The 12,986-nt window shown below is 69.1% G+C and carries 11 protein-coding genes; 5 read left to right on the top strand and 6 right to left on the bottom strand.

Annotation, left to right across the window (positions count from 1 at the left end; all coding sequences use genetic code 11):
- Positions 1–36: 36 nt before the first annotated feature.
- From E2F46_RS03280 to E2F46_RS03295, 4 genes are all read left to right on the top strand, one after another.
- Entirely contained in the window at positions 37–1,146 is a 1,110-nt protein-coding gene (locus E2F46_RS03280; protein ID WP_133320739.1) for an efflux RND transporter periplasmic adaptor subunit, read from the top strand.
- A 3-nt stretch (positions 1,147–1,149) separates the two neighbouring features.
- Entirely contained in the window at positions 1,150–4,284 is a 3,135-nt protein-coding gene (locus E2F46_RS03285) for an efflux RND transporter permease subunit (protein WP_133320740.1), read from the top strand.
- A 217-nt stretch (positions 4,285–4,501) separates the two neighbouring features.
- Positions 4,502–5,968 carry an alanine/glycine:cation symporter family protein gene (locus E2F46_RS03290; protein ID WP_133320741.1) on the top strand — a complete coding sequence of 489 codons (1,467 nt, stop codon included), beginning with the start codon at positions 4,502–4,504 and terminating at the stop codon, positions 5,966–5,968.
- Positions 5,952–6,800 (top strand): TrmH family RNA methyltransferase, encoded by an 849-nt coding sequence (locus E2F46_RS03295; RefSeq protein WP_133320742.1) that lies wholly within the window; start codon positions 5,952–5,954, stop codon positions 6,798–6,800. Before E2F46_RS03290 ends, E2F46_RS03295 begins: the two co-directional genes overlap by 17 nt.
- Positions 6,801–6,977: 177 nt before the next feature.
- Here the strand turns inward: E2F46_RS03295 and E2F46_RS03300 are convergent, their stop codons facing one another.
- The 4 genes from E2F46_RS03300 to E2F46_RS03315 form a co-directional block, all read right to left on the bottom strand.
- A complete protein-coding gene (locus tag E2F46_RS03300) occupies positions 6,978–8,372 on the bottom strand; it encodes a M28 family peptidase (RefSeq protein ID WP_243720285.1) in 1,395 nt (464 codons plus the stop codon).
- 70 nt (positions 8,373–8,442) lie between these two features.
- Positions 8,443–8,856, bottom strand: coding sequence for a large-conductance mechanosensitive channel protein MscL (mscL, locus tag E2F46_RS03305; protein WP_133320744.1), 414 nt, complete (start codon positions 8,854–8,856; stop codon positions 8,443–8,445).
- 37 nt (positions 8,857–8,893) lie between these two features.
- A complete protein-coding gene (locus E2F46_RS03310) occupies positions 8,894–9,595 on the bottom strand; it encodes a fumarylacetoacetate hydrolase family protein (RefSeq protein ID WP_133320745.1) in 702 nt (233 codons plus the stop codon).
- 7 nt (positions 9,596–9,602) lie between these two features.
- Positions 9,603–9,902 carry a hypothetical protein gene (locus E2F46_RS03315; RefSeq protein WP_133320746.1) on the bottom strand — a complete coding sequence of 100 codons (300 nt, stop codon included), beginning with the start codon at positions 9,900–9,902 and terminating at the stop codon, positions 9,603–9,605.
- Between the two features lie 104 nt (positions 9,903–10,006).
- Between E2F46_RS03315 and E2F46_RS03320 the strand changes: the two genes are divergently transcribed.
- Positions 10,007–10,318 (top strand): Rieske (2Fe-2S) protein, encoded by a 312-nt coding sequence (locus E2F46_RS03320; protein WP_243720286.1) that lies wholly within the window; start codon positions 10,007–10,009, stop codon positions 10,316–10,318.
- 43 nt (positions 10,319–10,361) lie between these two features.
- On the opposite strand, the gene E2F46_RS03325 is transcribed toward E2F46_RS03320, so the two are convergent.
- Both E2F46_RS03325 and trmB read right to left on the bottom strand, forming a co-directional pair.
- The gene (locus E2F46_RS03325) at positions 10,362–12,203 is read right to left on the bottom strand and encodes an SLC13 family permease (protein ID WP_133320748.1); all 1,842 of its coding nucleotides are present in this window, start codon (positions 12,201–12,203) and stop codon (positions 10,362–10,364) included.
- A gap of 18 nt (positions 12,204–12,221) precedes the next feature.
- On the bottom strand, positions 12,222–12,962 hold the full coding sequence (trmB, locus tag E2F46_RS03330) for a tRNA (guanosine(46)-N7)-methyltransferase TrmB (RefSeq protein ID WP_133320749.1): 741 nt from the start codon (positions 12,960–12,962) through the stop codon (positions 12,222–12,224).
- Positions 12,963–12,986 lie beyond the last annotated feature (24 nt).

Here is a 12,986-nt window from a genome sequence, read left to right on the forward strand (position 1 = left end):
GAATCGGGCGGATTACCCCCATGATTCCCGCCCCCCATGCCCCCAAGTCGTCGTTGTCGATCGTCCCTGCCGATTCTCGGCGTCCTGCTGGCCTGCACGCTGCTGGCTGGCTGCGGCGACGGTGGCCGCGCCGCCACGGGACCGCAGTCCGCCCCGGCCGCCGTGGTGACCACGCAGGTCGTCGGCATCCAGCCGTGGGGCGACACCATCGCCGCGCTGGGCACGGTGCAGGCGCGCGAGTCGGTGACGCTGACCGCGAAGGTCAGTGAAACCGTCGAGCGCGTGCACTTCGAGAGCGGCCAGGAGGTTGCGGCGGGGGCGGAGCTGGTCACGCTGTCGGGCAACCAGCAGCGTGCCGCGCTGCAGGCGGCAGAGGCCTCGGCGCGCGAGGCGGAACAACAGCTCCGGCGCGGCAGCGAGCTGGTGCAGCAGCAGTTGATCGCGCGCTCGCAGCTGGACACGCAGCAGGCCACGCGCGATGCCGCGGTGGCGCAGGTGGCGCAGATGCGGGCCAACCTCAGCGACCGCAGCATCCGCGCGCCGTTCGCCGGCATGCTCGGTCTCCGCCAGGTCAGCCCGGGGTCGCTGGTGACGCCGGGCACCGCCCTCGCAACGCTGGACGACATCTCGCGCGTCTATGTCGATTTCCCGGTGCCGGAAGTGCAGCTGGCGCAGCTGGCCGTCGGCCAATCGCTGTCGGGCACCAGCGCGGCGTGGCCGGGCGAGACCTTCACCGGCACCGTGTCCACCATCGATGCGCGCATCGATGCCACCACGCGCGCGGTGGTGGTGCGCGGCGACTTCCCCAATCCCGACCGCCGCCTGCGTCCCGGCATGCTGGTGCAGGTGACGCTGCAGCGGCCGCAGCGCGAGGCGTTGGTGGTGCCGGAGATCGCCGTGGTGCAGGTGGGGCGCGAGACCTTCGTGTGGCGCGTGCGCGAGGACGACACGGTCGAGCGCGCCACCGTGCAGGTGGGCGAGCGCCGTGCCGGCCGCGTCGAGGTGGTGACGGGCCTGTCGGATGGCGATCGCATCGTCGTCGACGGCACCGGCAAGTTGCGTCCGGGCATGGCGATCACCGAAGGCCCTGCCGCCGCGCCGCAGGCCCCCGCGGATGCGGATGCGCCCGCCGCGACCGGAGGCTGAGCCATGGTCCTGTCCGACATCTCCATCAAGCGCCCCGTGTTCGCGGTGGTGGTCAGCCTGCTGCTCGTGGTGCTGGGGGCGATGTCGTTCATGCGCCTGACCCTGCGCGAACTGCCCAACATCGACCCGCCCATCGTATCGGTCGAGGTCACCTATCCCGGCGCTTCGGCGGCCGTGGTGGAGACCCGCGTCACCCAGATCCTCGAGGACGGGCTGGCCGGCATCGAAGGCATCCGCACCATCCAGTCGTCCAGTCGCAACGGCCGCGCCGACGTCACCATCGAGTTCAACCTCAGCCGCGACATCGAGGCCGCGGCAAACGACGTGCGCGACCGCGTCAGCCGCGTCATGAACCGGCTGCCGGACGAAGCCGACCCGCCGCAGATCGCGAAGGTCGAAGCCGATGCCGACGTGATCATCTGGCTGAACATGCGTTCGACCACGATGGACACGATGGAGCTGACGGATTACGCCGACCGCTACATCGTCGACCGCCTGTCCTCGATCGATGGCGTGGCGCGCGTGCAGCTGGGCGGCGGCCAGCGCTACGCGATGCGCATCTGGCTGGATCGCGACGCCATGGCGGCGCGCGGCATCACCGCGGCCGATGTCGAGAACGCGCTGCGCCGCGAGAACCTGGAATTGCCGGCGGGCCGGATCGAGTCCGAAACCCGCGACTTCACCCTGCGCGTGGAACGCGGCTACCAGCGCCCCGAACAGTTCGCGCAGATCCCGCTGATGCGCGGCGACGATGGCTACATCGTGCGCATCGGCGACGTGGCGCAGGTCGAACTGGGCCCCGAGGAGCGCCGCGCCTACCTGCGCAGCAATGGCCAGCCCAACGTGGGCCTGGGCATCGTGCGCACCTCGACGGCGAATGCGCTGGACGTGGCCAACGCAGCGCGCGCCGAGGCCGAGACCATCCAGCAGACGCTTCCGCAGGGCACCGAGATCTTCGTCGCCTTCGACAGCACGGTGTTCATCGACGCCTCGATCAAGCGCGTGTTCTGGACGCTCGGCGAGGCGATGGTGCTGGTGTTCCTGGTGATCTGGCTGTTCCTCGGCAGCCTGCGCGCGGCGCTGATCCCGGCGGTGACCGTGCCGGTCTGCCTGGTGGCGGCGTTCATCGCGCTCTACGCGTTCGGGTTCTCGATCAACCTGCTCACCCTGCTGGCGCTGGTGCTGTGCATCGGCCTGGTCGTCGATGACGCGATCATCGTGCTGGAGAACGCGCAGCGACGCGTCGACCTCGGCGAGCCGCCGCTGGTCGCCGCCCGGCGCGGCACCGCGCAGGTGGCGTTCGCGGTGCTGGCGACGACGGCGGTGCTGGTGTCGGTGTTCCTGCCGGTGGGCTTCATGGAAGGCAATTCCGGGCGCCTGTTCCGCGAGCTGTCGGTGGCGTTGGCGGGCGCGGTGGCGCTGTCGGCCTTCGTCGCGCTGACGCTGACGCCGATGATGTGTTCCAAGCTGGTGCGCCCGCACGGCAAGGAGCGCGGCCTCAATGCATGGATGATGCGCCAGTTGGGCCGGGTCAGCTCCGGCTATGGCCGTCGCGTCTCGCGGATGGTGGAGCTGCGGCCGCGCAACCTGCTGCTGCTGGTGCTGGCGGCGATGGCGCTGTGCGTGCTGGTGGCGTCGCTGCTGTTCTGGCGCGTGCCCAGCGAACTGGCGCCGGCCGAGGACCGCGGCCGCTTCTTCGTGGCCGTCGATGGCCCGGAAGGCGCGGGTTTCGACTACACGGTCGGCCAGATGCAGCAGGTCGAGCAGATCGTGCTGGGGCAGATCGGCGACGACCGTCCGATCCAGCGCGCCAACTCGCGCGTCCCGCGCGGTTGGGGCGGCAGCGAGGAAATGCATACCGGCCATGTCATCGTGTTCCTGCAGGATTGGGGCAATCGCAGCGAGAGCACGGACGAGGTGGTTGCCGGTTTGCGGCGCGAGTTCGCCAAACTACCTGGCGTGCAGGCGCGTGCCAACGTGCCCGGCGGCCTGGTCGGCAGCCGTGGCCAGCGCTACCAGCTGGTGCTGGGTGGACCGGATTACGCCGAGATCGCCGGATGGCGCGACCGCGTGCTGCAGCGCATGGAATCGAACCCGAACATCATCGACCCCGATTCGGACTACAAGGAAACGCGGCCGCAGATGCGCGTCAACATCGATCGGGTGCGCGCGGCCGACCTGGGCGTGCCGGTCACCGAGATCGGACGCACGCTGGAAACGATGATGGGCTCGCGCCGCGTCACTACCTACGTCGACAACGGCGAGGAGTACGAGGTGATGCTGCAGGCGGGACGCGAGAACCGGATGACGCCGGACGACCTCGCCAGCACCTACGTGCGCGGCGGCAATGGCGAACTGATCCCCATGGCCAACCTGGTGACGCTGAGCGAGATCGCCGAGCCCGGCAGCTTCAACCGCTTCAACCGGCTGCGCGCGATCACCATCAGTGCGGGCCTCGCGCCCGGCTACACGATGGGCGAAGCCCTGGCGTGGACGCAGCAGGTGGTGGACGAAGAATTGCCCGAGTACGCGCAGATCGACTGGAAGGGCGAGTCGCGCGAGTACCAGGAGGCCGGCGGTGCGATCCTGGTGACCTTCCTGCTGGCGCTGCTGATCGTGTATCTCGTGCTGGCCGCGCAGTTCGAAAGCTTCATCCATCCGCTGGTGATCATGCTGACCGTGCCGCTGGCGGTGCTGGGGGCGCTGCTTGGGCTATGGATCACCGGCGGCACGCTCAACCTGTTCAGCCAGATCGGCATCGTGATGCTGGTGGGGCTGGCGGCGAAGAACGGCATCCTGATCGTCGAGTTCGCCAACCAGCTGCGCGATGACGGCCGCAACGTGCGCGATGCCATCGCCGAGGCGTCGTCGGTGCGCCTGCGCCCGATCCTGATGACCGCCGCGGCGACCATCATGGGCGCGGTGCCGCTGGTGGTGGCCGGTGGGCCGGGCTCGGCCAGCCGCGCAACCATCGGTGTGGTGATCATTTCGGGCGTGGCGTTCTCCACCCTGCTGACGCTGTTCGTGGTGCCCGCGTTCTACGCGCTGCTGGCACCCTACACGCGTTCGCCGGAAGCGCTGGCGAAGAAGCTGGAGCAGCTGGAAGAGGAAGTGGAGCCGGTGAGCGGCCATGCCTGACCGCTTTGCGCACGCCCGCAGTGCGCCATAGGGGCACTCGACGCGCAAGACGCGACGCGGACGAGCCGCCCGACACGATCGGCTGCGGGCATCGCCGGTCGCTACCGGCAGTGGGGAACGCGCCGCGTTTCGCGATTCCGGCGCGATGGGTCAGAATCGGGGCCACGTGCCGGCAGCGCCGGCGTCCGATGTCCCACCCGAGCGAAGGGGAGCGTCCTTGGAACAGATCGTCAACACCCTCAATGGCTGGATCTGGAGTCCGCCGCTGATCTGGCTGTGCCTCGGCGCAGGCCTGTACTTCTCGATCCGCACGCGCTTCCTGCAGGTGCGCGGCGTGGGCGAGATGGTGCGGCTGATGCTGTCGGGCCAGAAGTCCGAGGCCGGCGTGTCGCCGTTCCAAGCGCTGGCGATGTCGCTGTCGGGACGCGTGGGCATCGGCAACATCGCCGGCGTGGCCACCGCGATCTACTTCGGCGGGCCGGGCGCTGTGTTCTGGATGTGGGTGGTGGCCTTCCTGGGCGCGTCGACGGCTTACGTCGAATCCACGTTGGGCCAGATCTACAAGGAGAAGGACGACGACGGCCAGTACCGCGGCGGCCCGGCGTACTTCATCGAGAAGGCGATGGGGCAACGCTGGTACGCATGGATGTTCGCCATCGTGACCATCGTCGCCACCGGCTTCCTGCTGCCCGGCGTGCAGGCGAACGGCATTGCCGCCGGCATGCAGAACGCCTGGAACATCCCGCCGACCGCGACCGCGGCGGTGATCGTGGTGGCGCTGGGGTTCATCATCTTCGGCGGCGTCAAGCGCATCGCCGCCTTCGCGCAGGTGGTGGTGCCGTTCATGGCGCTGGCCTACGTGCTGATCGCGCTGGTGATCATGTTCCTCAACGCCGGGCAGCTGCCGGCGATGTTCATGCTGATCATCAACAGCGCGTTCGGGCTGGAGGCGGCGTTCGGTGCCGTGCTGGGCCTGGCGATCGAATGGGGCGTCAAGCGTGGCATCTATTCCAACGAGGCCGGGCAGGGCACCGGGCCGCATGCCGCCGCCGCCGCCGAGGTCTCGCACCCGGCCAAGCAGGGCTACGTACAGGCGTTCTCGGTGTACGTGGACACCCTGCTGGTCTGCAGCGCGACCGCCTTCATGATCCTGTCGACCGGCATGTACAACGTGCTGGGTCCGGACGGCACCATGATCGCCGAGGCCTTGCCGGGCGTGCCGGTGGGGCCGGGCTTCGCGCAGAACGCGGTGGAATCGGTGCTGCCGGGCTGGGGCGCGGGCTTCGTGGCGCTGGCGCTGCTGTTCTTCGCCTTCACCACCATCATGGCCTATTACTACATGGCCGAGACCAACGTGGCCTACATCAACCGCAAGGTGCATCGTCCGTGGATGACCTTCGTGCTGCGCATCGCGCTGCTGGCGGCGGTGACCTTCGGTGCCGTGCGCAGCGCCGAGATGGCATGGACGCTGGGCGACATCGGCGTGGGCATGATGGCGTGGCTGAACATCATCGCCATCCTGATCCTGCAGCGCCCGGCCTTCGTTGCGCTGCGCGATTACGAGCGGCAGCGGAAAGCGGGCCTGGATCCCACCTTCGATCCCGACGCGCTGGGCATCAGGAACGCCGAATTCTGGCGCCAGCGCAAGCTGGAAGAGGACGCGTCGGATGCACCCAGGCCGTAGGCCGCCTCCCGGCCCCGGGCGCGACAGTCCCTGGGGCCGTCGTGGCGGTGCGACGAGCGCACCGGTCGACGCGCGTCCGCCAGTGGCGTCGGGCGATGCGAAGGAGTTGCGGCTGTACGGATTGAACGCGGTGCGCGCGGTGTTCGCGAAGCGCCCGGATGCGATCCGCAAGCTTTACCTGTCCGAGGCGCGGATCCCGCAGGTGCAGCCGCTGTTGAAGTGGTGCGTGGCCAACCGCATCGGCTACCGCGTGGTGGCCGACGAGGATGAATTGCGCAGGCTGGCCTCCAGCACGCATCACGAGGGCATCGTGGCCGATGTGCTCCGCGTGCCGCCGCTATCGCTGGACGCATGGCTCGAAGCGCTGCCGGAAGGACCGTGCTGCGCACTGTGGCTCGATGGCGTGGGCAATCCGCACAACCTTGGCGCGATCCTGCGCAGCGCGGCGCACTTCGGCGTCTCGGGGCTGCTGCTGTCGGCGAGCTCCGCGCTGGCGCTGTCCGGTGCCGCCGCACGTGTCGCCGAGGGCGGTGCGGAAGCGGTGCCGATGGTGCGGTTGCCGGACGATGACGATGCCGTCGCACGCCTGCGTGTCGCGGGTTTCTCGCTGGCCGCCACCGTCGTGCGCGACGGCGAGGACGTGTTCTCAACGCCGTTGCCACGGCGGCTGGTCTACGTGATGGGGGCGGAACGCGACGGCATGGACGATGCGCTCGCATCCGCTTGCGACCTGCGCGTGTCGATCCCCGGGAGCGGCGCGGTGGAGAGCCTCAACGTGGCTTCCGCGACGGCGGTTTTCCTGTCGCAGTGGCAGTCGCGACGAATGGAATAGGGCGGGCCCAGGCCCGCCGCCACACAACATCGATACCGCTGCGGCGGGCCTGGGCCCGCCCTACGGCCCTCTGCTTCGTGTCGGGAGGCGCGTCATCCCCGCGAACGCGGGGAGACCCGTGGACGTCCGCAGCGTCGCGCGCCGGATCAGGGCGATCGAGGCCGCCGTGCATCCGCGTCAGTCCGACGCGTGGTCTTTCGCCGCGCTCCCGAAACCACCTTCGGCCTGCGCGGTGAGGTACGCGAATACCGCATAGGCCGCGACGTTCTGCGCGATGTCGTCCGGGTCCACCTTGTCCAGTGTGTCGTCGGCGTTGTGGTGGAGGTCGAAATAGTGGGTGCCGTCCTGCCCCAGCCACGCCCAGGTCCCGCCTGCCTGCGCCAGCGGGATCAGGTCCGGGCCCGGGCCGCCCTGCCCGGGCAAGTGCTCGATGCCCAGCGGCGCGAGCGCCTCGGCGACCTGGCGCACGGCGGCCTGCGCGTACTCCGGTGCGTTCGAGCTGAAGCCGTAGATCCGGCCCGCGCCGAAGTCGCTTTCCGCGGCGATGACATGCTTGCCGATGTCGGCGGCGTGCCGCTCGACGTACTGCCGCGCGCCGATCAGGCCTTGTTCCTCGTTGGCGAACGCGATCACGCGGATGCTGCGCTTCGGACGCTGCGGCATCTGGCCGATCAGGTGGCCGGCGGCCAAGGTGATGCCGACACCAGACGCATCGTCGATCGCACCGGTCCCCAGGTCCCAGGAATCGAGGTGGTTGGCGAGCACGACGTATTCGTCCGGTAGTTCGCTGCCGGTGATCTCGCCGATCACGTTCTGAGAGGTGTATTCGCCGTTGAACCCGACATCCAGTGCCAGCCGGACCTGCACCGGCCCGCGTTGCAGCAGGCGGCCCAACTGGTCGGCATCGGGCAGCGACATCGCCGCGGCCGGAATGGGCGCCACGCCCTCCGCGAACCGGGTCATGCCGGTGTTGGCGACGCGATGCGGACTGGTGCCCACCGAGCGCATCAGGTAGCCGATGGCACCCTTGCTGCTCGCCACCGACGGGCCACGGCTGCGCACCGGGCCGGCCGCGTCGTAGCCGCTGCCATCGCGCGTTCGCGCCATGCGGTAGTCGACGAACGCGATCTTGCCGACCAGCGAACCGGCGGGCGCTGCCTCCAGCGCGGCGTAATCGGAGAAGCGCACGATCTCCGCCTCGACCGTGCCGCCGGGACTGCCGCCCAGCGCGGTGATCACCAGCGGTTGCGCATGCGCGCCGAGCACCCGTGCCGATTCGCTGCGACGCTCCCACTTCGGGAACGTCACTGGTTCGGTCCAGACCCTGTCGTAGCCGAGTTCGGCGAACCTTGCCTTGGCCCACTCGACCGCGCGCGCATCCGCTTCGCTGCCGGCCAGTCGCGGTCCGATTTCGGTGGTCAGCGACTCGACCAGCGCATGGCCGGTGGTATCGGCCAGGGCGCGTTCGCGAAGTTCACCGGCGGCGGCCAACGCTTCGGCGGGGATGCGGGTTTCGGAGGCGGATGCGGGCAGGGCCAGCAGGCAGGCGGACAGCAGCAGGGCGAGGCGCATGCGCGACTCCATCAACGAAGAAGCCGCAGGATAACAACCCTGCGGCTTCGGTCGCCTGCATGCGGAGCGATCAGCGCTTCAGTGAATCGCGGATCTCACGCAGCAGCACGATGTCTTCCGGCGGTGCGGCCGGTGCTTCCGGAGCCGCTTCCGGCTTGCGATGCATGCGGTTGATCGCCTTGACCAGCAGGAAGATCGCGAAGGCGACGATGACGAACTGCACCAGCGTGTTCACGAACTCGCCGATGCCGATGACCACGGCGGGGATTTCCTCGCCGGCGGCATCCACGGTCGCTTCGCGCAGCGTCCAGACGATGTCGGCGAAATCCACGCCACCCATCAGCAGGCCGATCGGCGGCATGATGATGTTGTCGACCAGCGAGGTGACGATCCTGCCGAACGCGGCGCCGATGACCACGCCCACGGCGAGGTCGATGACGTTGCCGCGCATCGCGAATTCCTTGAACTCGTTGATCATGCCCATCGCGTGCCCCGGGGTGTGGTGGAAGACGGGCGCTAGCCTACCGGATGCGAAAGTGCAGTTCGATCACGTCGTCGAGACATGCCGTGCAGGTATCGCCCGGCTGCAGCGCGGCCACGCCCGCCGGCGTGCCCATGAACACCAGGTCGCCCGCGCGCAATGCATACAGCTTCGACAGTTCGTGCAGGATCTCCGGCACATCCCAGATCAGCTGGTCCAGCGTGGACTGCTGGCGGCGCTGGCCGTTGATGTCCAGCGACAGCATGCGCGGAGCCAGCGCGCCGATCCGAGCGGCCGGCACCAGTTCGCTGAGGGGTGCGGACTGGTCGAAGCCCTTGGCCACGTCCCACGGCAGGCCTTTCGCCTTGGCGGTGGCCTGCAGGTCACGGCGGGTCAGGTCCAGCCCCACGCCATAGCCGAAGACAAGCGCGTCGGCATCGGCAGGCGCCAGCACGCCCTCGGGCGCATCGCGGCCCAGGGCCACCACCAGCTCGACCTCGTGGTGCAGGTCGGCGGTGCCGGGCGGGTACGCAACCTCGCCATCGGTGACGATGGCATCGGCGGGCTTCATGAAGAACACCGGCGTACCGCGCTCGTCCTTCGAGGCAGGCGCGGCGGCGCCCATTTCGCGCGCATGGTCGGCGAAGTTGCGTCCCACGCAGTAGATGCGGCGAACCGGAAAAGCGCCGCCGCCGCGCACGGGCACGCGCGGCACCGGGGGTGCTTGGATCACGTCCGGCATCTCGGGCTCAGCGCAGCAGGGGCTGGTCGCCCTTGCGCACCACGCGGTATTCGGCGTCGAACGCGTCGTCGCGCTTGATCGCACCGGGGCGGGCACTGCGGCCCAGCAGGCGACGCAGCAGCGCAAAGCCGATCATCAGCGTGCCCACCACCAGGCCCACGACCAGCAGCACCAGCAGCAGCGCCACGCCCAGCAGCCCGAACGCAACACGGAGGAGCGGATTGCGCGGCTTGCGCGGCGCGAACGCATTGCCCAGCGGCGAAGCGGCGAAGCGGGCGCGGAATCCGTGGAAGAAGGCTTGGGTCATGGGGCGTGACAGAATGCGGGACTGCGTGGGCGACGAGTATCGGGTGCGGCCCGTATGGAGTTGTAATGACATCGTTAAACCGTGGCGCGCCAACGGCACGACGGATGGCACTCACAGCGCTGCCGGAAGGCGCGCCGGTCGAGGCCGAAGCCGTGGTCGACGGCCAGCCTGAATCGGTGATCCTGCTGCGCCGCGGCGACACCGTGCAGGCGTGGCTGAACGTGTGTCCGCATGCCGGACGACGGCTGGACTGGTCGCCGGGCCAGTTCCTGCGCAGCAAGGACGGGCTGCTGGTCTGCGCGGCGCACGGCGCCAGCTTCGAACTGGGCGGTGGCGAATGCGTGGCAGGGCCGTGCCGGGGCGAATCCCTGCGCGCGGTGCCGGTCGAGGTGCGCGACGGCGAGGTGGTGCTGTAGGCGCGCATCCGCGCCGTGTCGCGCGGCATTCGGAACGCAAGGCTCAGAACAGCAGGTTGACCATCAGCACCACGATCGCGGTGTAGATGAACGACAGCGGCACGCCGATCTTCCACAGCTCGCGCGGGCGGTAGCCGCCGGGGCCGGCGATCATCGACATCACCGGGTTGGACTGGGTGACGAAATTGTTGGACGCCGACAGTGCCACGATGAAGGCGAAGGCCGTCGGATTGCCGTCCGCCGCCAGCGCCAGGTTGATCGCAAGCGGCACCACCACGATCGTCGCGCCGACGTGGCTGATCACCATCGAGAACGCCGCGGTGAGCAGCGCGACCGCGAACTCGAGCAGCCAGATCGGCAGCCCGGTCGGCAACTGTTCGACGGTGTGCCCGGCCACCCACGCCGCCGCGCCGCTGCTGTCCATCGCCCAGCCCAGCGGGATCAGGCAAGCCATCAGGAACACGGTCTTCCAGCTGATCGCGCCGTAGGCCTCGTCCATCTTCAGCACGCCGAACACCAGCATCCCGGCCACGCCGGTCATCAGCGCGACCGAGGTGGGCACGCGCCCGGACAGGGCGATCAGCATGGTCACCGCGAAGATCGCCATGGCGATCTTGAACTTCTGCGGGCGCTGCTCGCCCTTCGGGTAGTCGGTGACCACCACGATGTCCTTGTCGGACGACAGCCGCCCCAGGTCCTGCCAGATGCTGTGCACCACCAGCATGTCGCCGGCGCGCAGGGTGGTGTCGCGGACCTCGTCGCGGAGCACGGTCTTGTCGCGGTTCACGGCCAGCAGGCTGATGCCGTACTGCGAGCGCATCTGCAGTTCGCCCGCGGTCTTGCCGATGAACTTGGAGGTGGGCGGGATCACCGCTTCGGCGATGCCGGCGCGGCTGGGGTTGAACAGGTCGGCGAAGTTGCGCAGGCGCGTGCTCATGCGCAGGAACTGGTTCTGCGCGAAGTCCGCGACCTGCTGCCGTTGGCCCATCACGCCGAGCACGCTGCCCACCCAGATGCGCGCGTCGGCCGGCGGCGCCAGCCGCGATTCGTTGCCGGTCTGCAGGGCCAGGATCAACGGCGCGTGGTGGATGGCTTCCGCTTCACCATAGGTCATGCCGACCAACGGGCTGTCGGCGGTGACCGTCAGCTCGAACACGTCGCCTTCGATGCCGTAGGTGCGGGTGAAGTAGCTCTCGGTGCGCGCCGGGGTGACGTTGCTGTCGCCTTCGCCGCGCAACTGCCTGTTGCCATGGAAATGGAAGTAGGCCAGCCCGCCCAGCAGCAGCACCAGGCCGATCGGCAGCGGTGCGAACATGTTCAGCGGTTCCAGCGTCGCCGCGCCGGAGGGCAGGTTGGCGTTGGCCGCCACCAGCAGGTCGTTGAGCAGGATCAGCGGCGAGTTGCCGACCATCGTCAGCGTGCCGCCCATCACGATGGCCACGCCGATCGGCAGCAGCATCCGCGACAGGCTGATGCCGGTGCGCGAGGCCAGCCGCGATGCCACCGGCATGTACAGCGCCATCACCGACGGGTTCTGCATCACCGACGAATTGAGGCCGGCGATGCCGGACGTCAGCAGCAGTAGACGGTGTTCCATGCCGTGCGCGCGCCGCAGCAGCCACGCGGCCAGCCGGTTCAGCGCCCCGGTGCGGTCCAGGCCCATGCCCAGGATCATGGTGGCGATCACGCTGATCACCGCGTTCGACGAGAAACCGTTGAACACGTCCTCCGGTTGCACCAGCCCGGTCAGGCCCAGCATCACCAGCACCACCAGCGCCACAAGGTCCGCGCGCACGCGCTGGAACACGAACAGCACCATCGTCAGGACCACCAGGCCCAGGACGATCTTCATGTCAGTTGTCAGTGCGAGCGTGGTGGCGTCCATGGTCGTCGGCGGTGGGCCTCAGTCGTCCGTGCGGTCGTACAGCAGGTCCCAGACACCGTGCCCCAGGCGCTGGCCGCGGGTCTCGAAATGCGTCTGCGGGCGCCACTCGGGGCGCGGCACATGGCCGCGCGCGCCGGCGCGGTTGCGCAATCCCTTGGTGGCGTCCAGCACGTCCCACATGTGTTCGGCATAGTCCTGCCAATCGGTGGCGAGGTGCAAGCGGCCGTCGTCGCGCAGCTTGCGCACCAGCAGGTCGGCGAACGCGGGCTGCACCAGCCGCCGCTTGTTGTGGCGCTTCTTGTGCCACGGGTCGGGGAAGTAGATGCGCACTTCGTCGAGCGAGGCATCGGCGACTTCGCGTTCCAGCACCTCGACCGCATCGTGGTGGTACACGCGGACATTGCGGAGGTCATCGGCCGCCAGCGCGTTGAGCAGGCGGCCGACACCCGGCGCATGCACCTCGATGCCGATGTGGTCGCGTGCCGGATCGCGCGCGGCGGCGCAGCGCAGCGCCTCGCCGTTGCCGAAGCCGATCTCCAGCACGCGCGGCGCGTTGCGGCCGAAGGCGGCATCGAAATCGCGCACGGTGCCCGTGTAATCCAGGCCGTAGCGCGGCCATTGTTCATCGAACGCGCGCTGCTGCGCGTCGGTGAAGCGGCCCTGGCGCAGCACGAAACTGCGGATCTCGCGGCGGCCTTCGGTGACGGTGAAGGGCTTGGGCGGAACCTTGGCGCCATCGCTGGAGAAGGGGTCGGTCATGCGATGGACCCGTAGGGCGGGTCT

This window comes from Luteimonas aestuarii, from assembly GCF_004357985.1.
Classification (GTDB): Bacteria; Pseudomonadota; Gammaproteobacteria; order Xanthomonadales; family Xanthomonadaceae; genus Luteimonas; species Luteimonas aestuarii.